The sequence below is a fragment of the Streptomyces sp. NPDC057616 genome (assembly GCF_042800575.1).
Classification (GTDB): Bacteria; Actinomycetota; Actinomycetes; order Streptomycetales; family Streptomycetaceae; genus Streptomyces.
Genome location: NZ_JBHVGU010000065.1, coordinates 1 through 23,108 on the forward strand (window position 1 = coordinate 1; position 23,108 = coordinate 23,108).

22 protein-coding genes are annotated in these 23,108 nt (G+C 72.0%); 11 read left to right on the top strand and 11 right to left on the bottom strand.

All coding sequences use genetic code 11. The features are described from left to right. Nucleotides 1-427 precede the first annotated feature (427 nt). From ACFU97_RS43895 to ACFU97_RS43910, 4 genes are read left to right on the top strand one after another with little or no spacing between them, the layout of a single operon-like run. A complete protein-coding gene (locus ACFU97_RS43895; RefSeq protein WP_384268367.1) occupies nucleotides 428-835 on the top strand; it encodes an SH3 domain-containing protein in 408 nt (135 codons plus the stop codon). After that, entirely contained in the window at nucleotides 781-2,193 is a 1,413-nt protein-coding gene (locus tag ACFU97_RS43900) for an FtsW/RodA/SpoVE family cell cycle protein (RefSeq protein ID WP_384268370.1), read from the top strand. Before ACFU97_RS43895 ends, ACFU97_RS43900 begins: the two co-directional genes overlap by 55 nt. After that, on the top strand, nucleotides 2,193-3,656 hold the full coding sequence (locus tag ACFU97_RS43905) for a peptidoglycan D,D-transpeptidase FtsI family protein (protein WP_384268372.1): 1,464 nt from the start codon (nucleotides 2,193-2,195) through the stop codon (nucleotides 3,654-3,656). Before ACFU97_RS43900 ends, ACFU97_RS43905 begins: the two co-directional genes overlap by 1 nt. A 45-nt stretch (nucleotides 3,657-3,701) precedes the next feature. Then, on the top strand, nucleotides 3,702-4,214 hold the full coding sequence (locus tag ACFU97_RS43910) for a DUF3291 domain-containing protein (RefSeq protein ID WP_384268374.1): 513 nt from the start codon (nucleotides 3,702-3,704) through the stop codon (nucleotides 4,212-4,214). 28 nt (nucleotides 4,215-4,242) lie between these two features. Here ACFU97_RS43910 and ACFU97_RS43915 read toward each other — a convergent pair whose 3' ends face one another. Then, nucleotides 4,243-5,343 (bottom strand): ferritin-like domain-containing protein, encoded by a 1,101-nt coding sequence (locus ACFU97_RS43915; protein ID WP_384268377.1) that lies wholly within the window; start codon nucleotides 5,341-5,343, stop codon nucleotides 4,243-4,245. A 126-nt stretch (nucleotides 5,344-5,469) separates the two neighbouring features. On the opposite strand from ACFU97_RS43915, the gene ACFU97_RS43920 reads away from it, so the two are divergent. The 4 genes from ACFU97_RS43920 (at nucleotide 5,470) to ACFU97_RS43935 (ending at nucleotide 8,570) form a co-directional block, all read left to right on the top strand. Next, a complete protein-coding gene (locus ACFU97_RS43920) occupies nucleotides 5,470-6,408 on the top strand; it encodes a diiron oxygenase (protein ID WP_384268379.1) in 939 nt (312 codons plus the stop codon). 33 nt (nucleotides 6,409-6,441) lie between these two features. Next, entirely contained in the window at nucleotides 6,442-7,098 is a 657-nt protein-coding gene (locus ACFU97_RS43925) for a TetR/AcrR family transcriptional regulator (protein WP_384268381.1), read from the top strand. A 10-nt stretch (nucleotides 7,099-7,108) separates the two neighbouring features. Next, nucleotides 7,109-7,420 carry a hypothetical protein gene (locus ACFU97_RS43930; protein ID WP_384268384.1) on the top strand — a complete coding sequence of 104 codons (312 nt, stop codon included), beginning with the start codon at nucleotides 7,109-7,111 and terminating at the stop codon, nucleotides 7,418-7,420. 103 nt (nucleotides 7,421-7,523) lie between these two features. After that, the gene (locus ACFU97_RS43935) at nucleotides 7,524-8,570 is read left to right on the top strand and encodes an NlpC/P60 family protein (protein ID WP_384268386.1); all 1,047 of its coding nucleotides are present in this window, start codon (nucleotides 7,524-7,526) and stop codon (nucleotides 8,568-8,570) included. Here the strand turns inward: ACFU97_RS43935 and ACFU97_RS43940 are convergent. From ACFU97_RS43940 to ACFU97_RS43960, 5 genes are read right to left on the bottom strand one after another with little or no spacing between them, the layout of a single operon-like run. Then, a complete protein-coding gene (locus ACFU97_RS43940; protein ID WP_384268390.1) occupies nucleotides 8,567-9,820 on the bottom strand; it encodes a styrene monooxygenase/indole monooxygenase family protein in 1,254 nt (417 codons plus the stop codon). The two genes, ACFU97_RS43935 and ACFU97_RS43940, sit on opposite strands and share 4 nt — an antisense overlap. 25 nt (nucleotides 9,821-9,845) lie before the next feature. Continuing rightward, nucleotides 9,846-10,490, bottom strand: coding sequence for an ATP/GTP-binding protein (locus tag ACFU97_RS43945; RefSeq protein ID WP_384268392.1), 645 nt, complete (start codon nucleotides 10,488-10,490; stop codon nucleotides 9,846-9,848). After that, nucleotides 10,471-10,881 carry a DUF742 domain-containing protein gene (locus ACFU97_RS43950; RefSeq protein WP_384268395.1) on the bottom strand — a complete coding sequence of 137 codons (411 nt, stop codon included), beginning with the start codon at nucleotides 10,879-10,881 and terminating at the stop codon, nucleotides 10,471-10,473. The genes ACFU97_RS43945 and ACFU97_RS43950 overlap by 20 nt, the downstream gene beginning before the upstream one ends. Then, the gene (locus ACFU97_RS43955) at nucleotides 10,878-11,381 is read right to left on the bottom strand and encodes a roadblock/LC7 domain-containing protein (protein WP_384268397.1); all 504 of its coding nucleotides are present in this window, start codon (nucleotides 11,379-11,381) and stop codon (nucleotides 10,878-10,880) included. Before ACFU97_RS43955 ends, ACFU97_RS43950 begins: the two co-directional genes overlap by 4 nt. After that, complete coding sequence (locus tag ACFU97_RS43960) at nucleotides 11,378-14,152, bottom strand: nitrate- and nitrite sensing domain-containing protein (protein ID WP_384268398.1); 2,775 nt, start codon at nucleotides 14,150-14,152, stop codon at nucleotides 11,378-11,380. Before ACFU97_RS43960 ends, ACFU97_RS43955 begins: the two co-directional genes overlap by 4 nt. Nucleotides 14,153-14,530: 378 nt before the next feature. Here ACFU97_RS43960 and ACFU97_RS43965 point away from each other — a divergent pair, with 378 nt between their 5' ends. Next, a complete protein-coding gene (locus ACFU97_RS43965; protein ID WP_384268401.1) occupies nucleotides 14,531-15,316 on the top strand; it encodes a protein phosphatase 2C domain-containing protein in 786 nt (261 codons plus the stop codon). A gap of 119 nt (nucleotides 15,317-15,435) precedes the next feature. Here the strand turns inward: ACFU97_RS43965 and ACFU97_RS43970 are convergent, their stop codons facing one another. Next, the gene (locus ACFU97_RS43970) at nucleotides 15,436-15,927 is read right to left on the bottom strand and encodes a MarR family winged helix-turn-helix transcriptional regulator (RefSeq protein ID WP_384268403.1); all 492 of its coding nucleotides are present in this window, start codon (nucleotides 15,925-15,927) and stop codon (nucleotides 15,436-15,438) included. 273 nt (nucleotides 15,928-16,200) lie between these two features. On the opposite strand from ACFU97_RS43970, the gene ACFU97_RS43975 reads away from it, so the two are divergent. After that, the gene (locus tag ACFU97_RS43975; RefSeq protein ID WP_384268405.1) at nucleotides 16,201-17,028 is read left to right on the top strand and encodes a lysozyme; all 828 of its coding nucleotides are present in this window, start codon (nucleotides 16,201-16,203) and stop codon (nucleotides 17,026-17,028) included. Between the two features lie 105 nt (nucleotides 17,029-17,133). Here the strand turns inward: ACFU97_RS43975 and lon are convergent, their stop codons facing one another. After that, nucleotides 17,134-19,554, bottom strand: a complete 2,421-nt coding sequence (gene lon, locus ACFU97_RS43980) for an endopeptidase La (protein WP_384268407.1) — start codon at nucleotides 19,552-19,554, stop codon at nucleotides 17,134-17,136. Between the two features lie 183 nt (nucleotides 19,555-19,737). Here lon and ACFU97_RS43985 point away from each other — a divergent pair, with 183 nt between their 5' ends. Next, nucleotides 19,738-21,237, top strand: a complete 1,500-nt coding sequence (locus ACFU97_RS43985) for a sulfatase (RefSeq protein ID WP_384268409.1) — start codon at nucleotides 19,738-19,740, stop codon at nucleotides 21,235-21,237. Between the two features lie 41 nt (nucleotides 21,238-21,278). On the opposite strand, the gene ACFU97_RS43990 is transcribed toward ACFU97_RS43985, so the two are convergent. The 3 genes from ACFU97_RS43990 to ACFU97_RS44000 form a co-directional block, all read right to left on the bottom strand. Next, on the bottom strand, nucleotides 21,279-22,076 hold the full coding sequence (locus ACFU97_RS43990; protein ID WP_384268411.1) for a rhomboid-like protein: 798 nt from the start codon (nucleotides 22,074-22,076) through the stop codon (nucleotides 21,279-21,281). A 166-nt stretch (nucleotides 22,077-22,242) separates the two neighbouring features. Then, the gene (locus ACFU97_RS43995; protein ID WP_384268414.1) at nucleotides 22,243-22,668 is read right to left on the bottom strand and encodes a hypothetical protein; all 426 of its coding nucleotides are present in this window, start codon (nucleotides 22,666-22,668) and stop codon (nucleotides 22,243-22,245) included. Then, a complete protein-coding gene (locus ACFU97_RS44000) occupies nucleotides 22,665-23,039 on the bottom strand; it encodes a hypothetical protein (RefSeq protein ID WP_384268417.1) in 375 nt (124 codons plus the stop codon). Before ACFU97_RS44000 ends, ACFU97_RS43995 begins: the two co-directional genes overlap by 4 nt. Between the last annotated feature and the right edge of the window lie 69 nt (nucleotides 23,040-23,108).

Consider the following 23,108-nt stretch of genomic DNA (forward strand, 5'->3'; position numbering starts at 1 on the left):
ACTCTGACGCTCCGCTAGGGTCGGGCGGGAGAGCTCGGCACCTGCGACGGTCCGTCGCGCCGCCCAGGTGCCGGGCGGCGGGAGGCACGCGCGACGGCGGGCGGCGGGCGGCGGGACGCATGCGGGACGGCGGGCGGCACACGCTACGGCGGGCGGCGGGCGGCACGCGCGACGGCGGGCGGCGGGCGGCGGGACCCACGCGGGACGGCGGGCGGCACGCGCGACGGCGGGACGGCAGGACGCACGCGCGACGGCGGGACGGCAGGACGCACGCGGGACGGCGGGGGCTTGTCGCGCCGTTTCCCGCGCCCTCCAGGGTTCCCCGGCGGGCAGCCGCTCCACTGGCCCAGCACGACGCGCGACCCCCCGGCGCTGCTCCTAACGTGGCGGATAGTCAGCTTCGCCCCCATTCATGGAGGTATCTGCCATGTCCCTGCGCTCCGTTCTCACCCGCGTCGCGATAACCAGCGCCGCCGGCGCCCTCATCACCTCCGTGGCCGTCGCACCGGCGCTCGCGGACGACGACTGGGACGGCGGCGGCGACCCCGCGGCCGGTTCGGCCGGCTCGGACCAGCACGACGGCTGGGACCAGGGCGGCCAGCACTACTCCCAGGGCGTCGTCACCGCGGGCGAACTGCTGCTGCGCAGCGCGCCCAACCGCGGCAGCCAGGTGATCCGCGTGGTCCACCGGGGCGAGCGGGTCTCCATCTTCTGCAAGACACCGGGCCAGAGCGTGCAGGGCAACAACCTCTGGTACCTCCTCACGGACGGGACTTGGGCATGGGGTTCGGCCCGCTACATCAAGACGACCGGGACACCGCCGCGCTGGTGCTGACGGCGCCCCAGGAGCAGACAGGCACCGCCGTACGCGCGGCCCGCCTGCCCAGGCGCCGCGGCGTCGAACTCGCCCTCGTCGCCCTCGCCGTCCTGCTCTCCGTGTACGGCTACTGCGCCGTCGGCCTCGCCAGGACCGGCACCGTCCCGCCCGGCGCCGCAGGCTACGGCGCCGGGCTCGGCGCGCTCGCGCTCCTGGCCCACGCCGCGGTGCGGCTGCGCGCCCCGTACGCCGACCCGCTGCTGCTGCCCATCGGCGTGCTGCTCAACGGCCTCGGCCTGGTGCTGATCTACCGGCTCGACCTGGAGACCCCCCACGACCACGCGGCCCCCACCCAACTCGTCTGGTCCACGCTGGGCATGACCCTGTTCACCGTGGTCGTCCTGCTGCTCCGCGACCACCGGCTGCTCCAGCGCTACGCCTACGTCTGCGTCGTCGCCGCCCTCGCCCTGCTGCTGCTCCCGATCCTCTTCCCGGCCGTCAACGGCGCCCGCATCTGGATCCGGATCGCCGGATTCTCCATCCAGCCGGGCGAGTTCGCGAAGGTGCTGCTGGCGGTCTTCTTCGCCGCGTACCTCGCGGCCAACCGCAACGCGCTCGCCTACACCGGCCGCCACATCTGGCGGTTCCGGCGCCTGCAGCTGCCCACCGGCCGGGTGCTGGGCCCGATCCTCGCCATCTGGCTGCTGAGCGTCGGCGTGCTGGTGCTGGAGCGCGACCTCGGCACCTCGCTGCTCTTCTTCGGCCTGTTCGTCGTCCTGCTCTACGTCGCCACCGGCCGCACCGGCTGGATCGCCGTCGGCCTGCTGCTGGCGGCGCTCGGCGCGGTGGCCGTCGGCTGGCTGGAGCCGCATGTGCACGGCCGGGTCCAGGACTGGCTGCACCCCTTCGCGTCGATCGACGCCGGCCAGGGCCCCAACCAGATCGCCCAGTCGCTGTTCGCCTTCGCCGCGGGCGGCGTCCTCGGCACCGGACTGGGCCTCGGCCACGGGATCCTCATCGGCTTCGCGGCGAAGTCCGACTTCATCCTCGCGACGGCCGGCGAGGAGCTGGGCCTTGCGGGCCTGTCCGCGCTCTTCCTCCTCTACGGCCTCCTCGTGGAGCGCGGCTTCCGGGCCGGACTCGCCCTGCGCGACCCCTTCGGCCGGCTGCTGGCGGTCGGGCTGGCCTCGATCGTGGCGCTCCAGGTGTTCGTGATCGCGGGTGGGGTGACCGGGCTGATCCCGCTGACCGGCATGGCGATGCCGTTCCTCGCGCAGGGCGGCTCGTCGGTGGTCACCAACTGGGCGATCGTGGCGCTGCTGATCCGGGTGAGCGACTCGGCGCGCAGCCAGTACGACGGGGAGGCGGCGCCCTGATGACGAAGCACATCCGGCACGCCGGCTTCTTCTGCGTCCTCCTGCTGGCCGCGCTGCTGGTCAACGCCGCCCGCATCCAGATCGTCAACGCCCGCTCCTACGACGACAACCACGCCAACCGCCGCTCCCAGATCGCCCGTTACCACCAGCCGCGCGGCGACATCCTGGTCGGCGGCGAGCCGGTCACCGGCTCCCGGGACTCCGGCGAGCAGCTCCGCTACGAACGGACGTACCGCGACGGCCCGTTGTACGCCCCCGTCACCGGTTTCGCCTCGCAGGTGTACGGCACCACCCTGCTGGAGCACGTCAAGGACTCGGTGCTGTCCGGCACCGACCCGGCGCTCTCGGCGTTCCCCCTGGTGAGCGGATTGACGCGGGCCCGCAACCGGGGCGGCGACATCGTGACGACGCTCGACCCGGCCGCCCAACGGGCGGCGTACGAGGGACTCGACGGGCGCAAGGGCGCGGTGGCGGCGATCGAGCCCGCGACCGGCCGGGTGCTGGCGCTGGTGTCGAGCCCGTCCTACGACCCGAGCGCGCTGTCGGGCAACGCCGCGGCGACGGCCCGCTCCTGGGCCCGGCTGAACGCCGATCCGGACAAGCCGATGCTCAACCGGGCGGTGCGCCAGACCTATCCGCCGGGTTCGACGTTCAAGGTGGTCACCGCCGCGGCGGCGCTGGACGCGGGCGTCGTCACGGATCTCGACAGGCCGACCGACTCGCCCGACCCCTATCCCCTGCCGGGCACCCGGACCACGCTGATGAACGAGGGCGACGGCTGCGGGGACGCCTCGCTGCGGGACGCCTTCGAGTGGTCCTGCAACACCGTGTTCGCGAAGCTCGGCGTGGACGTGGGCGTGGCCGACATGGCGCGCACGGCGCAGGCGTTCGGCTTCAACAACACGCGGCAGCGGATCCCCTTCTCGGTCGCGCCGAGCACCTTCGACACCTCGATGGACCGGGCCCAGCTCGCGCTGTCGTCGATCGGGCAGTACAACACGCGGGCCACGCCGCTGCAGATGGCGATGGTGGCGGCGGCGGTGGCGAACCGGGGGCAGGTGCGCTCGCCGTACCTGGTGGAGCGGACGACCACGAACGAGGGCGCCACCGTGGCCACGGCGGGTTCGCGGCCCGCGCGCGCGGCGATGCGCCCGGAGACGGCCGACCGGATGAAGGAGCTGATGGAGGACGTCGTGACGGAGGGCACCGGCACGAACGCCGCCATCCCCGGCGCGATCGTCGGGGGCAAGACCGGCACCGCCCAGCACGGCATCGGCAACGCCGGCATCCCGTACGCCTGGTTCGTGTCGTGGGCGCAGGGCGAGGGCGACACCGAGCCGAGGGTCGCGGTCGCCGTGGTGGTGGAGGACGGATCGGCGGAGCGCGGGGACATCACCGGGGGCGGGCTGGCGGCGCCGATCGCCCGGAGCGTGATGGAGTCGGTGCTGAACTCCAAGGAATGAGACGGGGGTTACCGGCCGGCCGGCCCCCGACCTAACGTTCGGTACATGACTTCGGCCATCGGATACGAACTCGCCCAGGTGAACATCGCCCGTCTCAAAGCTCCGCTGGAATCCCCGCAGTTGAAGGACTTCGTCGACAGCCTCGACCCCGTGAACGCCGACGCCGACGGCGCGGACGGCTTCGTCTGGCGCCTGGAGGGCGAGGGCGGCGACGCGACCGACGTGGCCGTCTTCGGCGACGAGTGGCTGATCATCAACATGTCGGTGTGGCGGGACACCGAGGCCCTGACCGCGTTCATGTACCAGGGCCGCCACCGCGAGATGCTGGCACGCCGGCGGGAGTGGTTCGAGCGGGTCGCGGAGGCCATGGTGGCGATGTGGTGGGTGCCGGCGGGCCACCGTCCGACGGTCGCGGAGGCCGAGGCGCGGCTGCTGCACCTGCGCGCCAACGGCCCCACGCCGTACGCCTTCACCCTGCGGACGCCGTTCCCGGCGCAGGGCGCGGAGCCCGTGCCGCTGACGACGGAGGTGCCGGACGGGCTGGGCTGCTCGGTCTAGCGCCCCGCCGGTCCGGCGGCCCGTCGCTTCAGCGCCCCGCCTCGATCGCGTCCGTCACCTCCGCCACGCGCTCGCGCTCCTCCGCGGCGAAGCGCTGCGCGTCCAGCTGCTCGGCGATCTCCTCGTCCTGGGCCATCAGCAGGTCCAGGTTCGAGTCGCCGAGTTCGAAGACGCCCATGTCGACGTAGGCCTCCTGCAGTCGCTTGCCCCACAGGCCGATGTCCTTGACGCAGGGGACGATGCGGGAGAAGAGCAACTTGCGGAACAGCGCGAGGAATTCGGACTGTTCGCTGTACTCCTCCGCCTCGGCCGTCGGGATGCCGAAGTTCTCCAGGACCTCGACCCCGCGCAGCCGGTCGCGCATCAGGTAGCAGCCCTCGATGACGAACTCCTCGCGCTCGCGCAGTTCGGCGTCGCTGAGCTGCTTGTAGTAGTCGCGCAGCGCCATCCGCCCGAAGGCGACGTGCCGGGCCTCGTCCTGCATGACGTAGGCGAGGATCTGCTGGGGCAGGGGCTTGTCGGTGGTGTCCCTGATCATGCCGAAGGCGGCGAGGGCCAGGCCCTCGATCAGGACCTGCATGCCGAGGTAGGGCATGTCCCAGCGGCTGTCCCGGAGCGTGTCGCCCAGCAGGGACTGGAGATTGTCGTTGATCGGGTACAGCATCCCGACCTTCTCCTGCAGGAAGCGGGCGTAGATCTCCGCGTGCCGCGCCTCGTCCATCGTCTGGGTCGCCGAGTAGAACTTCGCGTCCAGGTCCGGGACCGACTCCACGATCCGGGCCGCGCACACCATCGCGCCCTGCTCGCCGTGCATGAACTGGCTGAACTGCCAGGAGGCGTAGTGCTTGCGCAGCTCGCCCTTGTCCTTCTCCGTGAGTTTCGCCCAGTGCTTGGTGCCGTACAGCGACATCGACTCGTCCGGGGTGCCGAGCGGGTCGTAGGGATCGACCTCCAGGTCCCAGTCGATCCGCTTCTGCCCGTCCCACTGCTTGTCCTTGCCCTTCTGGTACAGGGCGAGCAGACGGTCTCTGCCGTCGTCGTACTCCCAGCTGAAGCGGGCCGCGCCGTTCGCAGGTACCTGCCAGTGGGGGTCACCGGGATCCGTGGCGTACAGGTCGAAAGTCGGCATGTCCGCAGGCTCACACGTGGTAGACGCCGGGTCAACAAGTCGCGCACGGGGGATTGACGAGCTTGCTGACAGGCAGTCTCATAACCGGTGGAGGATGTGACCCCCGGTAACGAGGTGGGATGAACCATGACGATCCTGTCGGAAGCGGACGCGCTGGAAGGCCTGCGCGACGCACTCGGAGCGCTCAAGGACCGCGAACAGGTGGCCGAGCGGCTCCTCGCCTCCTCCGCCAAGCACTCCTTCGACCCGGACAAGGAACTCGACTGGGACGCGCCCTTCGAGGACGGCAAGTGGTTCTGGCCGCCGGAGCTGGTGTCGCTCTACGACACCCCGATGTGGAAGCGGATGAGCGAGGAGCAGCGCATCCTGCTCTCCCAGCACGAGGCCGCGGCCCTCGCCTCGCTCGGCATCTGGTTCGAGATCATCCTGATGCAGCTGCTGTGCCGGCACATCTACGACAAGGCCGCCACGAGCGCGCACGTGCGGTACGCGCTCACCGAGATCGAGGACGAGTGCCGGCACTCGAAGATGTTCGCCCGGCTGATCTCGCACGGCGGCACGCCCTGGTACCCGGTCTCCCGCGTGCACCAGAACCTGGGGCGCCTGTTCAAGACGGTCTCGACCACGCCCGGTTCCTTCACCGCGACCCTGCTCGGGGAGGAGGTCCTCGACTGGATGCAGCGGCTGACCTTCCCGGACGAGCGGGTGCAGCCCCTGATCCGCGGCGTCACGCGCATCCACGTGGTCGAGGAGGCCCGGCACGTGCGCTACGCCCGCGAGGAGCTGCGGCGCCAGATGATGACCGCGCCGAGGTGGTCGCAGGAGTTCACACGGGTCACCTCCGGCGAGTTCGCGCGGGTCTTCTCCGTCGCCTTCATCAATCCCGAGGTCTACACGAACGTGGGACTGGACAAGCGCAAGGCCATGGCGCAGGTGAAGGCGAGCGGGCACCGGCGGGAGGTCATGCAGACCGGCGCCGGGCGGCTGACCGACTTCCTGGACGAGATCGGGGTGCTGCGGGGCGTGGGACGCCGCTTGTGGAGGTCGTCCGGACTCCTGGCGTAGGAGACGTGCAGGCGGGCGGTTACGCTGCGAGGCATGACCCCGCCGTCGTCCGCCACCCCCGCCTACCGCCGTCTGAGCGTCGAGGAGCGACGCAGCCAGCTCCTGGAGGCCGCACTCGGGCTCTTCGCGCACCACGCGCCCGAGGAGGTCTCCCTCGACGACGTGGCGGAGGCGGCCGGAGTGTCACGGCCCCTGGTGTACCGGTACTTCCCGGGCGGCAAGCAGCAGCTGTACGAGGCGGCGCTGCGATCGGCCGCCGACGAACTGGAGAAGTGCTTCGACGAGCCCCGCGAGGGCTCGCTCCTCCCCCGGCTGGCGCGCGCCCTCGACCGCTACCTCGCCTTCGTCGACGAGCACGACGCCGGGTTCAGCGCGCTGCTCCAGGGCGGCAGCGTGGTCGAGACGTCGCGGACGACCGCCATCGTGGACGGCGTACGCCGGGCCGCCGCCGAGCACATCCTCAGCCACCTGGGGGTCGCCGACCCCGGGCTGCGGCTGCGCATGACCGTGCGGATGTGGATCACCGCGGTCGAGGCGGCCTCCCTGATCTGGCTCGACGAGGACAAGCAGCCGCCCCTGGACGAGCTGCGGGACTGGCTGGTCGACCAGTTCGTGGCCGTGCTCTCGGTGACCGCGAGCCGCGACCCCCAGACCGCCGCGCTGGTGCAGGCGCTGGCGGCGGATGTCTGACACTGGTGCCGTGAAGAGCGAAGACACCCCCTTCGAGGGCGGCCCGATGGACGGTCGCGTCCTGCCTGTCCTCGTGGGCCCCACCGGGCACCCGCCGAAGACGTACCGCATCCCGGTCCCGGACGCCGCCGGCGGCCCGCCCACCGAGGTCGTCTACCGGCGCGTGCCGCGCGGCCACAGCAGGCGGCTCGGCCTGCCCCTGGGCTGGAAGTACGAGTACGACCCCACGGGCAAGGCGGACAAGCTGAAGTGGCCGTGGTCCAAGCCGGACACCGCTGCGGACGCCACGCCGGGCCGCCGGCCGGACGACACCGACGGGTGACCAGGTTGCGCCGAACCGCGCACACCCGGCGCGGGTCAGCGGCGTGGCCGTCAACACCTCACTGAGCGGAGCGGAAGGGCTGCCCCGCACCGGAGGTGATGACGTGTCGGGAAAGGTTCTGCGTCTGGTGTGCACCGCGGCAGCGGCCGCCGGCTGCGTCCTCGCGCCGCTGCCCGCGACGGCCGCGCCCACGCCCGGCCCGGACGGCCGCGGCATCGCCCAGCAGCTGACGGACCTTCAGCAGCTGTACCGGCAGGCCGAACAGGCCACCGAGACCTACGACGCCACCGCCGAGAAGCTGACGAAGCAGCGCGCCGAGGTGGCCCGGCTGGACGGCGCGCTCGCCAAGGCCCGCCTCTCGCTCCAGGACAGCCGGGGCGCGGCGGGGCGGCTGGCCCGCCAGCAGTACCAGAGCAGCACGGACATCTCCCCCTACGTACGGCTGCTGCTGGCCCGCGATCCGCAGCAGGCGCTCGACCAGGGCCATGTGATCGGGCAGGTGGCGCGGGAGCGCGCCGAGACGGTCGGGCGGCTGGCCGGCGCCGAGAAGAAGGCCGGCGCGCTCGCCCGTGCCGCCCGCAAGGCCCTCGACCAGCAGCTCACCCTGGCCGCACGGCAGAAGAAGAACCGGGACGACGTCCAGGGGCGACTGAAGAAGGTCGAGGAGCTGCTCGCCGCCCTCACCCCCGAACAGATCTCCGCGCTCGGCGCGTTGGAGAAGAGCGGGGTCGACAAGGCGCAGCGGAGCCTGATGGCATCCGGCGCGCTGGACGACGACCGCCCGCCCTCGCCGGAGGGCGACCGCGCGGTGCGCTACGCCGTACGCCAGCTCGGCAAGCCGTACCGGTGGGGCGCCGAGGGCCCGGCGTCCTACGACTGCTCGGGCCTGACGGCACAGGCCTGGGACCGGGCGGGCACCCCGATCCCCCGCACCAGCCAGGAGCAGTGGGCGCAGCTGCCGAAGGTCCCCCTCGACCAGCTGCGCCCCGGCGACCTGGTGGTCTACTTCCCCGAGGCCACGCACGTCGCGATGTACCTGGGCCGCGGCATGGTCGTCCAGGCCCCCCGCACCGGCGAGACGGTCAAGGTCTCCCCGATCGCGAGCTACCCGATCCTCGGAGCCCTGCGTCCCGACGAACGCAGCCTCTAGGCGCCGGCCACGGACGCGAGGTACGCCTCCGTCTTCTCGGGCTCGTAGAAGAAGTTCTCGAAGTCGGACGGGTCGTTGAAGGCGTTGGCGAAGCGGTCGGCGACCGGCTGGAGCTGGCCCGCGGCGCCGATGAGGTTGAGGATGTGCTCCGGCGGCGGGGCGAGCATGGCGTTGGTCCACTTGGTGACGTGCTGCGCGGTGTTCCAGTAGCGGTCGAACGTCGCCTGCATCCAGGTCTCGTCGAACTCCTTCTCGCCGTGCTCCAGGATCGAGGCGAGGTACGCCGCCGCGCACTTGGAGGCCGAGTTGGAGCCCTGGCCGGTGATCGGGTCGTTGGCGACGACGACGTCCGCGACGCCGAGCACCAGGCCGCCGCCGGGGAGCCGGCCGATGGGGTTGCGCACGGTGGGCGCGTAGCGGCCGGCCAACGTGCCGCCCGCGTCGGTCAGTTCGACCTTGGTGGCCCGCGCGTACTCCCAGGGCGTGAACTTCTCCATGAGTTCCAGGGTCAGGGAGAGGTGCTCGGCCGGGTCCTTGACGCCGTTGAAGACGTCGAGCGGGCCGCCGGGTATGCCCTCCCAGAACAGGATGTCGGCGGGGCCGGAGGTGGTGAGCGTCGGCATCACGAAGAGCTCGCCGACCCCGGGGACCAGGTTGCAGCGCACGGCGTAGAAGTCCGGGTGCTCGGGGCGCGGGCCCAGACCGTGGACGTAGGCCACCGCCAGCGCGCGCTGCGGCTCGCTGTAGGGCGAACGGGACGCGTCCCGGCCGAACATGGACACCAGCTCGCCCTTGCCCGCCGACACCAGCACCAGGTCGTAGGTACGGGAGAAGTAGTCGAGGTCGGAGACGGCCGCGCCGTGGATGACCAGCTGGCCGCCGCGCTGCGCGAACGTCTCCATCCAGCCGGCCATCTTCACCCGCTGGTCGACGGACTGGGCGATCCCGTCGAGCTTGCCCACCCAGTCGATGGCACGCGCCGCGGGGCCCTCGCCCCAGGAGCCCGGGGCCGCGACCGAGACGCCGAGCCCCTCGATCTTCGGGGCCTGGGACTCCCAGAAGTTCAGCTGGAGATCGCGCTCGTGCTGCAGCGCCGTGTGGAACATGCACTGCGTGGACATGACCCGGCCGGAACGGATCTCGTCCGCCGTCCGGTTCGACATCAGGGTGACCTCGTACCCGTGCGACTGAAGGCCGAGGGCGAGCTGGAGACCGGACTGGCCGGCTCCGACGACGAGTATCTTCCGCATGCGGGTGAGGGCTCCTAACGGGGGTTCACTCGGGTGTTTCGTCGAGCGCGTGGCCCACGAGGGACAGGAGGGTCTCGATCACCGAGATCCGGCGGCGCGCATCCATGATCATTACAGGTATGTGCGCGGGGATCGTCAATGCCTCCCGCACGTCGTCCGGTTCGAACAGCTCGCTGCCGTCGAAGTGGTTGACCGCGACGACGTACGGCAGCCCGCAGCTCTCGAAGTAGTCGAGCGCGGGGAAGCAGTCCTTCAGACGGCGGGTGTCGGCCATGACGACGGCGCCGATCGCACCGCGCACCAGGTCGTCCCACATGAACCAGAACCGCTGCTGGCCCGGCGTGCCGAACAGGTAGAGCACCAGGTCGTCGTCGAGCGTGAGACGGCCGAAGTCCATCGCCACGGTGGTGGTCAGCTTGCCGGGCGTCGAGGTGAGGTCGTCGGTCTCCTCGCTCGCCTCGGTCATCAGCGCCTCGGTCTGCAGAGGCGTGATCTCCGAGACGGCGGTGACCAGCGTGGTCTTGCCGACGCCGAAGCCTCCCGCCACGACTATCTTCGTCGCGATCGGGGCGCGGGTGCGGTCCGTCTGCCAGGACTGCAGATTCTCGTCCTCGTCGACGAGCGGGGTGACGCCGGCGGCGGTGGCGGCGTCAGAGACGACGGAGTCCATTCAGCACCCTTTCCAGCAGAGCGCGGTCCGGGCGGCCCGTGCCGTGACCGGTCCCGGTGCCGTACACACGGATCTTTCCCTGGTCCGCGAGATCGCTGAGCAGCACGCGGACCACGCCGAGCGGCATCTTCAGCAGCGCGGCGATCTCGGCCACCGTGCGCATACGGCGGCACAGTTCGACGATGGCGAGCATCTCGGGCATCACCCGGCTGCCGCTGCCGCCGTTCGTCAGTTCCCTGCGCTCCTCCGGGGCCTCCAGCGCGGCCACGAACGTCTCCACGAGGAGGACGTGGCCGAAGCGGGTACGGCCGCCGGTCAGCGAATAGGGGCGTACGCGGGCCGGCTTGCGCTCGGCGCCGCGGACGGGGAGTTTGTTCGGCGAACTGCTCATCGGGCGCTCCCGGCGGACTCCTGCTCGAGGGATTGTCGTAGCTCGCTGCGGAGTTCGGGGGTCAGCACATGGCCGGCGCGGCCGACGAAGAGCGCCATGTGATACGCCACCACGCTCATGTCGCAGTCCGCGGAGCCGTGCACGCCGAGCAGCGAGCCGTCGCTGATCGACATCACGAACAGACTGCCCTCGTCCATCGCGACCATCGTGTGCTTCACCCGGCCCGAGTCCATCAGCTTGGCCGCACCGATGGTGAGGCTGCCGATGCCCGAGACGATGGTGGCGAGGTCGGCGGCCGAGCCCCGCGGGCCGGTCCGCCGCTGCTGGGCCACCGCCTTGGCCTCGGCGTTGCGGCCGGGATCGGAGGAGAGCAGCAGCAGTCCGTCGGAGGAGACCACGGCAACCGACTGGATGCCCGGCACCTCCTCGACCAGGTTGGTCAGCAGCCAGTGCAGATTGCGGGCTTCACTGCTCAGTCCGAAGGTACTGGGCGCGCTCAACTGCTTGCCTCCTCGACAGTGCCCCCGTCGGCTTCTCCGGATACAGCTGTTTGGGTGGTCGGCACCTCGTTCTGGGCCGTCCTCTCGGCGATCTCCGCCTCCACGTCGCGGTAGCCGGCCTGGGCGCCCTGGCGGAATCCGCCGAGCCTCCTGCGGAGGGCATCCGCGTTGACGGAGCGGGGGCGCGGGGGCGGCTGGGTGTCGGTCGGTGCGGTGATCCTGGGTGTCCGCTTGGGGAGGCCCTTCGCGGTCACGGGCTCTTCTTCGTCCTCGGTTCGGGCGTGTTCCGCGTCCGGCGTCCGTGCGTGTTCCGCCTCGGCCTCGCCGGGGGCGACCGGTCCTGGCGCGGGCTGCCCGCCGTCGGCGGCGGCGGGCTGCGCCGCCGGCTCTTCCGCCTTCGCAGGGTCCGCCTTCGCCGGCTGCGGCTCCAGCGGGTCCGGATCCGTCGGCTGGAGCGGGATCAGCAGCTCCATCGTGGTCTCGGCCGGGGTCGGCGCGTGCTCGTCGGCCTCCTCGTCGGCGGCCTGCCGCGCGGCCTTCTCCGCCAGGGCGACCAGCGGGTCGTCCGCGGTGTGGCGGGCGTAGAGCTCGTTGGAGTTGGCCTCGGCGTCGGCGCCCGGCAAGGAGAAGGAGTGGGCGGAGCCGGACATCGGTGCCGACGCGGCCGGGACCGCGGCCGACGGGGCCGCCGCCAGCAGGGCCTTCGGCAGCACCACGACCGCAGCGACGCCTCCTTGCTTCTGCTCGCGCAGCTGCACGCGGACGCCGTGCCGGTGGGCGAGGCGCGCGACGACGTAGAGGCCGAGGCCCTCCTCGCCCTCGTGGTCGTAGGGCGACTCCGGGTCGAAGTCGGCGAGGCGGGCGTTGAGCCGGGTCATGCGCTCGGCGGTCATGCCGATGCCCTCGTCCTGGACCGAGAGCATGACCTCGCCGTTCTCCAGGAGCCAGCCGGAGATCTCGACGGGCCGGTCGGGCGGGGAGAACGTGGTGGCGTTCTCCATCAGTTCGGCGAGCAGGTGCGAGAGGTCGTCGGCGGCGAAGCCCGCGATGTGCGCGTGCGGCGGCAGCACGGCGATGCGGACGCGCTCGTAGCGTTCGATCTCGCTGACCGCGGCGCGTACGACGTCGACCAACGGGACCGGGTGCGCACTCTGCTGGACGTGCTCGGTACCGGCGAGGACGAGGAGGTTCTCGCTGTGCCGGCGCATCACCGTGGCGAAGTGGTCGAGCTTGAAGAGGGTGGCGAGGCGGTCCGGGTCGTGCTCGCGCTCCTCCAGGCCCTCGATGACGCCCAGCTGACGCTCGACCAGGCCGAGGGTGCGCAGGGCGAGGTTCACGAACGTGCCGCCGATGCTCTCCCGCAGCCGCTCCAACTGGGCGGCGGAACCGGCGAGTTCCGAGCGCAGCTCCTCGCGGGCGTCGGCCATCTTCTGGCGCTGGCCGACCAGGTGCTTGCGGTCGGCCTCCAGAGTGGCGATGCGCTCGTGCAGGGCGGCGGCGTGCGCGTGCAGGACGTTGACGGAGCGGACGACCTGCGCGAACTCGTCGTTGCGGCCGGTGAAGGTGACCGGGTCCTCGGCGGCCGGGTTCTCCGCCTGCGCGAGGCGGGCCGAGCCGCGGCGCAGGACGGAGAGCGGCCGGGTCAGGCTGCGCGCCATGGCCGTGGCCATGCCGACGGCGACCAGCATCAGCACGCCGAGCACGGCGATCCGCAGCTCCAGCGCGCTGACATCGTCGTCGCGCAGCTGGGCCAGATCCTTGGTGCGGCGGTCGTAGAGGGCGGACTCCGCACCGCGCATGGCGTCGATCCGGGCGGAGAGCGCGGCGTCGACCTTCGAGACGCTGGTGCCGAGTTCGGAGGTGGAGAGCGTCGGCTGGTCGGTCAGCGAGCCGAGGTACTTCTCCGCGGAGTCGACCTCGGGTCCGGTGACCGTGGAGTCGTAGGAGTCCCGGGCCGGCCTGGGCGCGGTGTCGCGGAAGCCGGCGAGCGAGGCGTCCGAGCGCAGCCGGGCCTGCTGGGCGGCGGTGGTCAGCGCGTCGCGCTGCTTGGTGTCGGCCGCCGTGGAGGTCGCGGTACGCACCGGCAGGCCGGTGGTGGGGCTGATCACCGTCTGGGTGGACGAGGGGACGTTGAGGGCCGCGACGAGGAGGCCGCGGGCGGCGGCCGACTGCTGCACGGCGGTGTCCAGTTCGGCGAGCGCGTGGGCGCCCGCGCCGGCGCGGGGCGGCATCCGGTCCGCCAGCTGCTCGGCGAGCCGGTGCAGTTCCGTGATGGCGGCCGTGTACTCCCCGTGCGCCTGCAGGGCGCTGCTCTGGCCGGTGAGCGCGGAGCGGCGCAGGGCGGCGATGCCGTCGAGGTCGCCGCGCAGGGAGGAGGAGATGTCCGGGTCGTTGAGCAGTTCCTCGACCTGGCGGTCGACGCGCGCGCTCGCCTGCTCGCCGGGCGCCTTGGACTTGGGGCGGCCGGCGGCGATGTACGAGGTCACCTCGTCCCGCTCGTCGGCCAGCGAGTGGGCGAGGACGAGGGCGTTCTGGGTCTGCCCGGCGAGCGTCACCAGGTCCTGCGAGTCCGAGAGTTGCCCGGAGGCGGCGAAGACGGACGGCAGTCCCGCCCCGGCGATGGCCGCGGCCACCACGGCCACGGCGACGACGAGGCGGTTGCGGACGTGCGTGGGGCGGCCCTTGCCGGTGGTGGTGCTGCCGGGCGTGCGCTCCGCTTCCGTTGCGGGGTCCGTCTGCTTGCCTGTGCGACGAGGCCGCGTCTTCTGCACCGGTGCTCGCATTCCTGACTCGTGATACTCATGGGCCCGGGTGACGCTCCGTCAATTCACGCCGACCGCGCGCTCCCTAGGTACGGTCCCCGACCCTCCCAGTGCCGGTGGGCAGTGGCCGAGCATCACCTGACCCGCCACCCGAAGGAGTGAACATCGGAGGGGAGTTGGCGAGCAAGTTTCCGGGGCACGTGCAGCGACCGTGCGCGGCGGGCCGGTTGGACGTCCGCGCGAGACGGTGGCAATATTCGCCGACACGCATTCCCGGAACCGCGGATTCCCTCTCAAATCAGACGCCTGACCTGCGCGAGTGCACCTATTCGGCAACCAGTGTCGACCTTTTGCGCACCTTGTGAAGACGTCGTGCAGACTGGCCGAATGCATACGGAAGTTGTTTCGGAGCCGGGCGATCCGGCCCGCCCCAACGAGGACTTCGCGGCTGTCGCGCTGCCCGCTTCCGGCCAGGGCGGCGCCGTGGTCGTCCTGGACGGGGTGACGCCTCCGCGCGACGGGACGGGCTGTCTGCATTCCGTTCCCTGGTACGTCGCCCGACTGGGCGGGGCGCTGACCGAACTGACCGTTTCCCTCCCGGATGTTCCGCTGGCCGAGGTCCTTTCCCGCGCCATCGCCCGCACAGCCGAGGCACATTCGGCCACCTGTGACCTTTCTCACCCACGCACCCCTCAGGCAACGGTGGTCGTGGCGCGCTGGGGTACGGAGGCCGTGGAGTACCTGGTCCTCTCGGACTCCGCGCTGCTCGTGGAGTCGCCTGAGGGCTCGGTGACGGCGTTCCTGGACGACCGCCTGTCCCGCCTGCCGCGCGCGTCCCTGGCCACGGACGCGATCGTGGACTCGACCGTCCGCAACATGGAGGGCGGCTTCTTCACGGCGGCGGCGGATCCGTCGGTCGCCGAGCGGGCCGTCACGGGCACGCTCCCCCGCCGGGAGGTGCGCGCGCTCGCGGCACTGACCGACGGCGCCACCCGCTGGGTGGAGAAGTTCCACGAGGGCAGCTGGGAGGACTGCGTCCGCCTCCTCCGCAAGGAGGGCGCCCGCGCCCTCGTCCGACGCGTCCGCGCCCTGGAGTCCGCCGACACGGAACGGGCCTTCCTGCGCCGGAGCAAGACGCATGACGATGCGACGGTGGTGTGGGTGGGGCTGTGACGGGTGGTGTGGGTGGGGCTGTGACGGGTGGTGTGGGTGGGGCTGTGACGGGTGGGGCCGGGACGCGGGGCCGCGGCCCGCGGCGGTGACTCGCGGCCGCGAAGCCCCTTCCTTCTCCCCTACTTCTCCATGCCGCGGTTCAACTGGCTGAGCAGTCGGGCCAGTTCCGCGACCTCGGCGCGGTTCCAGTGGTTGAGCTGGCTGACATAGCGGGCGCGGCGGGCGTCGCGGACCTTGCGGACGCGCTCGTGGCCCTCGTCCGTGAGGTGGACCAGCCAGGCACGGCCGTCGGCGGGGTCGGGTTCGCGGGCGACCAGGCCGAGGTCCTCCAGGGCGCGCAGCTGGCGGGACATGGTGGCCTTGCCGACCCCGATGTAGGCGGCGAGCTCCGTGGCACGCTGGCGGCCGCACTCGTCGAGGCGGATCAGCAGGCCGTACGCCGCCGATTCCAGATCGGGGTGCACTTCGCGCGCCATCTCCCCCTGGTTGGCCCGGGCGCGCCGGAAGAGGATCGTCAACTCGCGCTCCAGGGACAGGTATTCCTGGTCTGCACCACTCGGTGACGTTTCCGCCGGGAGTCGGCGCTCGTCCCCGTTTTCGCCTTCGTGCACGTCAGTCCCTGCCTCGGTTTTCCTGAACCTGAAAGTTTCCGCCAAACCCCGCCGTTGCCGCAGCTCCCCAAGTATTTCGCAGGGCTAGACCAACGGCAGCCTCCGACCCCTCTTCCACGCACTCTTCTACGTGCGTAGCTTCGATACCAGGCACCGACTGACATGCCCACGCCATCACTGTCGATGGCCGGGCCACGGCCCCGTACGGTCCCGCACTCCCGCCGTACGGGCGCCCTCCCCCACAGAGCATCACCGAGCTTTCGGAGGCACGCCATGCCCGTGCACAGACCCGGACCGGTACACCCCCGGCGCCCCCTGCTCGCCGGACTCCTGCTCGCCGCCCTCTCGCTCGTCCTCGCCGTGCCCGCCACGCCCGCCTCCGCGGCGGACACCCCCACCCGCGGCTCCGCCCGCATGGGCATGGGCGTCGCCGCCCACGACGGCACCGCCGGCACCCCCTCCTCCGCCGACGCCACCCAGACCGAGGGCGTCGACGTCTCCGGCTACCAGGGCAACGTCGCCTGGTCGACGCTGTGGAGCAGCGGGGTCAGGTGGGCCTACACCAAGGCGACCGAGGGGACGTACTACACGAACCCGTACTTCGCCCAGCAGTACAACGGCTCCTACAACGTCGGCATGATCCGCGGCGCGTACCACTTCGCCACCCCCGACACCACCAGCGGCGCCACACAGGCCAACTACTTCGTCGACCACGGCGGCGGCTGGTCCAGGGACGGCAAGACCCTCCCCGGCGTCCTCGACATCGAGTGGAACCCCTACGGCGCCGCCTGCTACGGCAAGTCGGCCTCGTCGATGGTCAGCTGGATCGCCGACTTCCTGAACACCTACAAGGCCCGCACGGGCCGGGACGCCGTGATCTACACGGCCACCAGCTGGTGGACCGACTGCACCGGCAACTACGGCGGCTTCGCCTCCGCCAACCCGCTGTGGATCGCCCGCTACGCGTCGACCGTGGGCACGCTGCCGGCCGGCTGGGGCTACTACACGATGTGGCAGTACACCTCCTCCGGCCCGACGGTCGGCGACCACGACAAGTTCAACGGCGCCCTGGACCGCGTCGTGGCCCTGGCCAACGGCTGACCGCCGCCCTCGCCGGCGGCTGACGCGGAACCGGGCGGCCGGCACGAGAAGAAGGCCCGGGCCTCCCTCACGGGACCCGGGCCTTCCCTCATCCGATGGCGTCCGTCACGCCGCCACCGGAACCTCCGGCGCCGTCTCGCTCGTGGCGGGTGCGAGCGCCAGTTCCAGGACCTGGCGGACGTCGGTCACGGCGTGAACGTCGAGCTTGTCCAGCACCTCGGCCGGGACGTCGTCCAGGTCGGCCTCGTTGCGCTTGGGGATGATCACGGTGGTCACCCCGGCGCGGTGCGCGGCGAGCAGCTTCTGCTTCACGCCGCCGATCGGCAGCACCCGGCCGGTCAGCGAGACCTCGCCGGTCATGGCCACGTCCGTGCGGACCAGCCGGCCCGACAGCAGCGACGCCAGCGCCGTCGTCATCGTGATGCCCGCGCTCGGGCCGTCCTTCGGGACCGCGCCCGCCGGGAAGTGGATGTGCACGCCGCGGTCCTTCAGGTCCGCGACCGGCAGCTCCAGCTCCGCGCCGCGGCTGCGCAGGAAGCTCAGCGCGATCTGCGCCGACTCCTTCATCACGTCGCCCAGCTGACCGGTGAGGGTCAGGCCCGCCGCGCCGGTCTCCGGGTCGGCGAGGGACGCCTCCACGAAGAGGACGTCGCCGCCGGCGCCGGTCACCGCGAGGCCCGTCGCCACGCCCGGGACCGCCGTACGGCGCTCCGCCGGGTCCTGCGCGGACTCCGGAACGTGGTGCGGCCGCCCGATCAGGGCGCGCAGATCGGCGTCCGTGATCGTGAACGGCAGCTCCCGGTCGCCCAGTTCGTGCTGCGCCGCGACCTTGCGGAGCAGCCGGGCGATCGAGCGCTCCAGGGTGCGTACGCCCGCCTCGCGCGTGTACTCGCCGGCGAGCTTGCGCAGGGCGCTCTCGGCCAGGGTCACCTCGTCCTTGTCCAGGCCCGCCCGCTCCAGCTGGCGCGGGAGCAGGTGGTCGCGGGCGATGACGACCTTCTCGTCCTCGGTGTATCCGTCCAGGCGCACGAGTTCCATACGGTCGAGGAGGGCTTCGGGGATTGCCTCCAGGACGTTCGCCGTCGCCAGGAAGACCACGTCCGACAGGTCGAGCTCGACCTCCAGGTAGTGGTCGCGGAAGGTGTGGTTCTGCGCCGGGTCCAGGACCTCCAGCAGGGCGGCCGCCGGGTCGCCGCGGAAGTCGGAGCCCACCTTGTCGATCTCGTCGAGCAGAACGACCGGGTTCATCGAACCGGCCTCCTTGATCGCGCGCACGATCCGGCCGGGCAGCGCGCCGACGTACGTACGGCGGTGGCCGCGGATCTCGGCCTCGTCGCGGACGCCGCCGAGGGCGACGCGGACGAACTTGCGGCCCATGGCGTGCGCGACCGACTCGCCGAGCGAGGTCTTGCCGACGCCGGGCGGGCCGACGAGGGCCAGCACGGCGCCGCCGCGGCGGCCGCCGATGACGCCGAGCCCGCGGTCGGTACGGCGCTTGCGCACCGCCAGGTACTCGGTGATCCGCTCCTTCACGTCCTCCAGGCCGGAGTGCTCGGCGTCCAGGACCGCCTTGGCGCCCTGGATGTCGTAGGCGTCCTCGGTCCGGTCGTTCCACGGCAGTTCGAGGACGGTGTCCAGCCAGGTGCGGATCCAGGAGCCCTCGGGCGACTGGTCGCTGGAGCGCTCGAGCTTGTCGACCTCCTTGAGGGCGGCCTCGCGGACCTTCTCGGGCAGGTCGGCGGCCTCGACGCGGGCGCGGTAGTCGTCGGACTCCTCGGCGGAGTCCTTGCCCTCGCCGTTCAGCTCGCGCAGTTCCTTGCGGACGGCTTCCAGCTGACGGCGCAGCAGGAACTCACGCTGCTGCTTGTCGACGCCCTCCTGGACGTCCTTGGCGATGGTCTCGGCCACGTCCTGCTCGGCCAGGTGGTCGCGCAGCTGCTGGGTGGCGAGCTTGAGCCGGGCGACCGGGTCGGCCGTCTCCAGCAGTTCGATCTTCTGCTCGGTGGTCAGGAAGGGCGAGTAACCGGAGTTGTCGGCCAGCTGCGACACGTCGTCGATGGCCTGCACCCGGTCCACGACCTGCCAGGCGCCGCGCTTGCGCAGCCAGGCGGTGGCGAGGGCCTTGTACTCCTTGACCAGTTCGGTGACGTGACCGGGCAGCGGCTCGGGCGCGCTCTCGTCGATCCTCGTCCCCTCGACCCACAGCGCCGCACCCGGTCCGGTGGTGCCGGCACCGATCTGCACGCGGCCGCGGCCGCGGATGAGGGCGCCCGGGTCACCGTCGGCCAGCCGGCCGACCTGCTCGACGGTGCCGAGCACGCCGGTGCTCGGGTAGGTCCCGTCGACCCGTGGCACGAGCAGCACCTTCGGCTTTCCCGGTTCCGTCCGGGCGGCGGCCTGGGCGGCCTCCACCGCGGCGCGTACGTCGGCGTCGTTCAGGTCCAGCGGCACCACCATGCCAGGGAGTACCACCTCGTCGTCGAGCGGCAGCACGGGCAGGGTGAGCGATGCGGACGTCGAAGCCATGATCTCCCCTTCGGCAGTCAAGTTGAGTTATGCCGACTCAATGCTTGGGGCTCCGCCGTTGTTCCCCGGATTCCGCACCGTTCGCTGTCAGCGATCACGGGCCGCGACAGACGCTGCGTGCGCCCCGGCGTTCACAGGCGGGTGCCGCACGCGGCAAGCTCGTACGACCGGACGACGGGGGACGTGGGGAAGCCGATGGGCGAGCAGCGGCGGGGGCCCGCACGGCGTGCGGTGATCGCCGGGGGTGCGGTGGTGGCGGCGGGGGCCGCGGTGCCGCTGGTGGCGCGCGGGACGGGACTCGACGGGGCGGCGCATCCGCCGGCCGCCACCGCGCGCGGCGCCGTCGCGGCCGGGCCGGCCGTGCCGCCGACGCCGCACCGGCGGCGCCGCTCCGACGACCGCCCCAACATCCTCCTGGTGCTGACGGACGACCAGCCCAAGGAGACGGACTGGGCGATCCCGCGGACGCTCGACTGGCTGGCCGGACAGGGCGTCACCTTCGGGCGGGCGTACGCCAACACCCCGCTGTGCGCCCCCTCGCGCGCCACGATCATGTCGGGCCGGTACGCGCACCACCACGGCGTCCTCGACACCCGGCACCCCTCTCACCTCGACCAGCGCACCACCGTGCAGCGGCAGCTGCGGGCGGCCGGTTACCGCACCGGGCTGTTCGGCAAGTACCTCAACTACTGGCACGCGGCCGACGACCCGCCGCATTTCGACGAGTGGCTGCTCCAGGAGCCGGTGGCGTACTACGACGGCCACTACAACGACGGCGGGACCGTCCGGAACATTCCCGGCTACGACACCACCGTCATCAGGGACCGCGCCCTCGCCTTCATCGAGAAGTCCCGCGTGGACCGGCGGCCCTGGTTCGCGTACGTCGCCACGCGCAGCGCGCACGAGCTGAACATCCCGGAGCGGCGGTACGCCCACGCGCGCGTGCCCGGCTGGGACGGGCGGCCCTCCGTGTTCGAGCGCGACAAAGCGGACAAGCCGCCGTTCCTGCGCGCGGCGCACCACTCCGTCGCCCAGGGCCGGGCCCTGCGCGCCCGTCAGCTGCGCACCCTGCTGTCCGTGGACGACGCGATGCACGACTTCCGCGCCAAGCTGCGCTCGCTCGGCCAGCTGGAGAACACCCTGGTGCTGTTCACCAGCGACCACGGCCTGTGCTGGGGCGACCACGGCTGGCTGCGCAAGTCGGTGCCGTACCGGCCGAGTCTGGAGGTGCCCTTCCAGCTGTCCTGGCCGGCGGGCGGCCTCGGGTCGGGCGGCGACGACCGGCTCACCGGCCATGTCGACATCGCGCCCACCTTCCTGGCCGCGGCGGGCATCGCCCCGGACACCCCGCACGACGGCCACTCCCTGCTCGACCGGGGCAACGGCCGCGAGCGGCTGCTCGCCGAGTGGTGGTGGAACCGGCAGGACGAGCAGCCGATCCACACCTGGACGTCGTCCATCGGCAGGACGGACCAGTACACCGAGTACTACCGGACGCGCCTGGACCGCAACGGCCGCCCCACCGGCGGCGGGGAGGTGCTCTTCCGGGAGTACTACGACCTGGCCCGGGACCCCTGGCAGCTGGGCAACCTGCTGCACGGGGCCGACGAGGCGCGGGAGCGGGAGCTCGGGGTTCCAGGGCTGGCCCGGAAGCTGGCCGCGGCGCGCGGGGTGGGTTCCTAGGCGGCGGGTTCTCAGGTACGCGGTGACCAGGGACCGGGTTCTCAGGGACCGGGTTCTGAGGTTCCCTGGCGCGTCTTCGGGAGGCGCGGGACGGCCTGCGCCTCGCGGTACCAGCGCCTGATCAGCGGCCAGGTCGCGACGCCTGTCGCCAGCGAGATCAGATGGCCCCAGCCGGTCATCGGGTCGGTGAACTCCAGCAGGCCCTGCACCAGCATGCCGCCGAACAGGAGCAGCAGCGGCCAGCGCAGCCACGGCCCGAGCAGCCCCGCGAGGGCGCCCACGCCGGCGGCGACGCCGAAGCTGATGCCGTAGTCGAGGCGGTGCAGGGAGCTGTCGGGGAGGTGGCCGACCAGGACCGCGACGCCGACGGTGCCCTCGGTCGCGAGGGTGGCGAGGACGTGCCCGGCGAGGAAGACGACGGCCGTGCGCGCCCCGCCTATCCGCCGCTCCAGCGCGGTCAGGACGAGCAGGAAGCAGACGACGTACGGCGAGACGAGCCCGCCAGCGACCCACAGCGCGCTCGCCAGCAGGACCAGCGCGGGCGACTCCAGCAGGTGGGCCACATCGGTGCTGGACGCCTGGTGCAGGGACTGCACCAGCGAGGAGGAGGCGTACGTGCCGAGCAGCGAGGTGAGGGCCAGGACCGCCGCGTAGCCGAAGGTGAACGGCGTACCGGCGGGTGTCGGCAGCAGGCGGAGGGCCCGGGCGAGCGGGGTGGGCGCGAGGGTGGTGGTGAGGTCCGCACCGCCGCGCTGCCGCGGCACCCCGTCCAGGAGTGCGGACACGTCGGGAAGGGGCGCGGCCGAGGGGTCGGGTCCGGCCGTCGCGGTGGGTTCCACGGTGGGGCGCTCCTTCCGTCGCGCACCACCCTTCGCAATCACGGGGGCCTGTGTCTGTGACCGACACCACGCGGGAGCCGATTCACAGCAACCTCTCAAGCTTCCGGCGCGTCCCGCTTCCCGTGTGTGCCGCTTCCTGAGCCGCTTCCCGCCGTCCGTGGGCGGCTCACGGCCTGAGCAGGGTCACCTCCTTGGCGTGGGCCGCGCGCGTCGCCTGGTCCCAGTCGCCGGTGCAGTAGACCGACGCCTGGCCGATGGCGCCGTCGCGCAGCTCGGCACGCATCAACTCCCGGCAGTACCAGGTGCCTTGCCCGTCCACCCAGGACTCCTCGAACTCCAGGACGAACCCGGTGGGCGTGGGGTCCACGCGGTGGCGCGGCACCGTGCCGCGGGCGGGGTGGCTGCGGCGGCGCAGGGCGACGAGCTCGTCGCGCCCCCGGGTCTGCAACCGCCACTGCGGGAGGGTCAGATCGAGGAAGACGTCGTCCGTGAACAGCCCGTCGGGTGCGGTGTTGGTCTCCAGGAACTGCACGAAGAGACCGGCGAGTTCCCCGATCCGGGTGTCGGTACGGACGTCGGTGCGGGTGGTCATGACGTCGCCCCCGCGAGGTTGCGCCCGACGACCTCCATCGTGCGGTTCAGCTCGGCGGTGGGGCTGAACTCGACGATCTCGGTGCCCGCGAAGACGAGCGGGAGGTGGCCGGGCGCGCCGTAGTAGGCGTCGCCGGCGTGGAAGACCTCGTCGTGGTCGGCGTACCGGAACACGATCCGGCCGGAGAGGACCTGGCCCCAGTGCGGGCACTGGCAGCGGTCGTCGGGCAGGCCCCGGAAGAGCGGGGCGGGGTCCATGTCCTGCTTCATGGTCTCGTAGGAGACCGTGTAAGGGCCGAGCTCGGCGTAGCGCCCCTCGATGACGGGCTCGTCGACCTTGAGTTCGGCCTCGGCCTTGGTGGTGCGCGGCATGGTGTCCTGCCTTCCCTCGGAGTCGCGCGCTTCGGCGCTTCACCCGGGAGGCGTGAGATCGGGCGGCAC

Coding starts and splice junctions, on each gene's coding strand:
- ACFU97_RS43895 (WP_384268367.1), top strand. CDS start 428: ATGTCCCTGCGCTCCGTTCTCACCCGCGTCGCGATAACCAGCGCCGCC.
- ACFU97_RS43900 (WP_384268370.1), top strand. CDS start 781: ATGGGGTTCGGCCCGCTACATCAAGACGACCGGGACACCGCCGCGCTG.
- ACFU97_RS43905 (WP_384268372.1), top strand. CDS start 2,193: ATGACGAAGCACATCCGGCACGCCGGCTTCTTCTGCGTCCTCCTGCTG.
- ACFU97_RS43910 (WP_384268374.1), top strand. CDS start 3,702: ATGACTTCGGCCATCGGATACGAACTCGCCCAGGTGAACATCGCCCGT.
- ACFU97_RS43915 (WP_384268377.1), bottom strand. CDS start 5,343: ATGCCGACTTTCGACCTGTACGCCACGGATCCCGGTGACCCCCACTGG.
- ACFU97_RS43920 (WP_384268379.1), top strand. CDS start 5,470: ATGACGATCCTGTCGGAAGCGGACGCGCTGGAAGGCCTGCGCGACGCA.
- ACFU97_RS43925 (WP_384268381.1), top strand. CDS start 6,442: ATGACCCCGCCGTCGTCCGCCACCCCCGCCTACCGCCGTCTGAGCGTC.
- ACFU97_RS43940 (WP_384268390.1), bottom strand. CDS start 9,820: ATGCGGAAGATACTCGTCGTCGGAGCCGGCCAGTCCGGTCTCCAGCTC.
- ACFU97_RS43945 (WP_384268392.1), bottom strand. CDS start 10,490: ATGGACTCCGTCGTCTCTGACGCCGCCACCGCCGCCGGCGTCACCCCG.
- ACFU97_RS43950 (WP_384268395.1), bottom strand. CDS start 10,881: ATGAGCAGTTCGCCGAACAAACTCCCCGTCCGCGGCGCCGAGCGCAAG.
- ACFU97_RS43965 (WP_384268401.1), top strand. CDS start 14,531: ATGCATACGGAAGTTGTTTCGGAGCCGGGCGATCCGGCCCGCCCCAAC.
- ACFU97_RS43975 (WP_384268405.1), top strand. CDS start 16,201: ATGCCCGTGCACAGACCCGGACCGGTACACCCCCGGCGCCCCCTGCTC.
- lon (WP_384268407.1), bottom strand. CDS start 19,554: ATGGCTTCGACGTCCGCATCGCTCACCCTGCCCGTGCTGCCGCTCGAC.
- ACFU97_RS43995 (WP_384268414.1), bottom strand. CDS start 22,668: ATGACCACCCGCACCGACGTCCGTACCGACACCCGGATCGGGGAACTC.
- ACFU97_RS44000 (WP_384268417.1), bottom strand. CDS start 23,039: ATGCCGCGCACCACCAAGGCCGAGGCCGAACTCAAGGTCGACGAGCCC.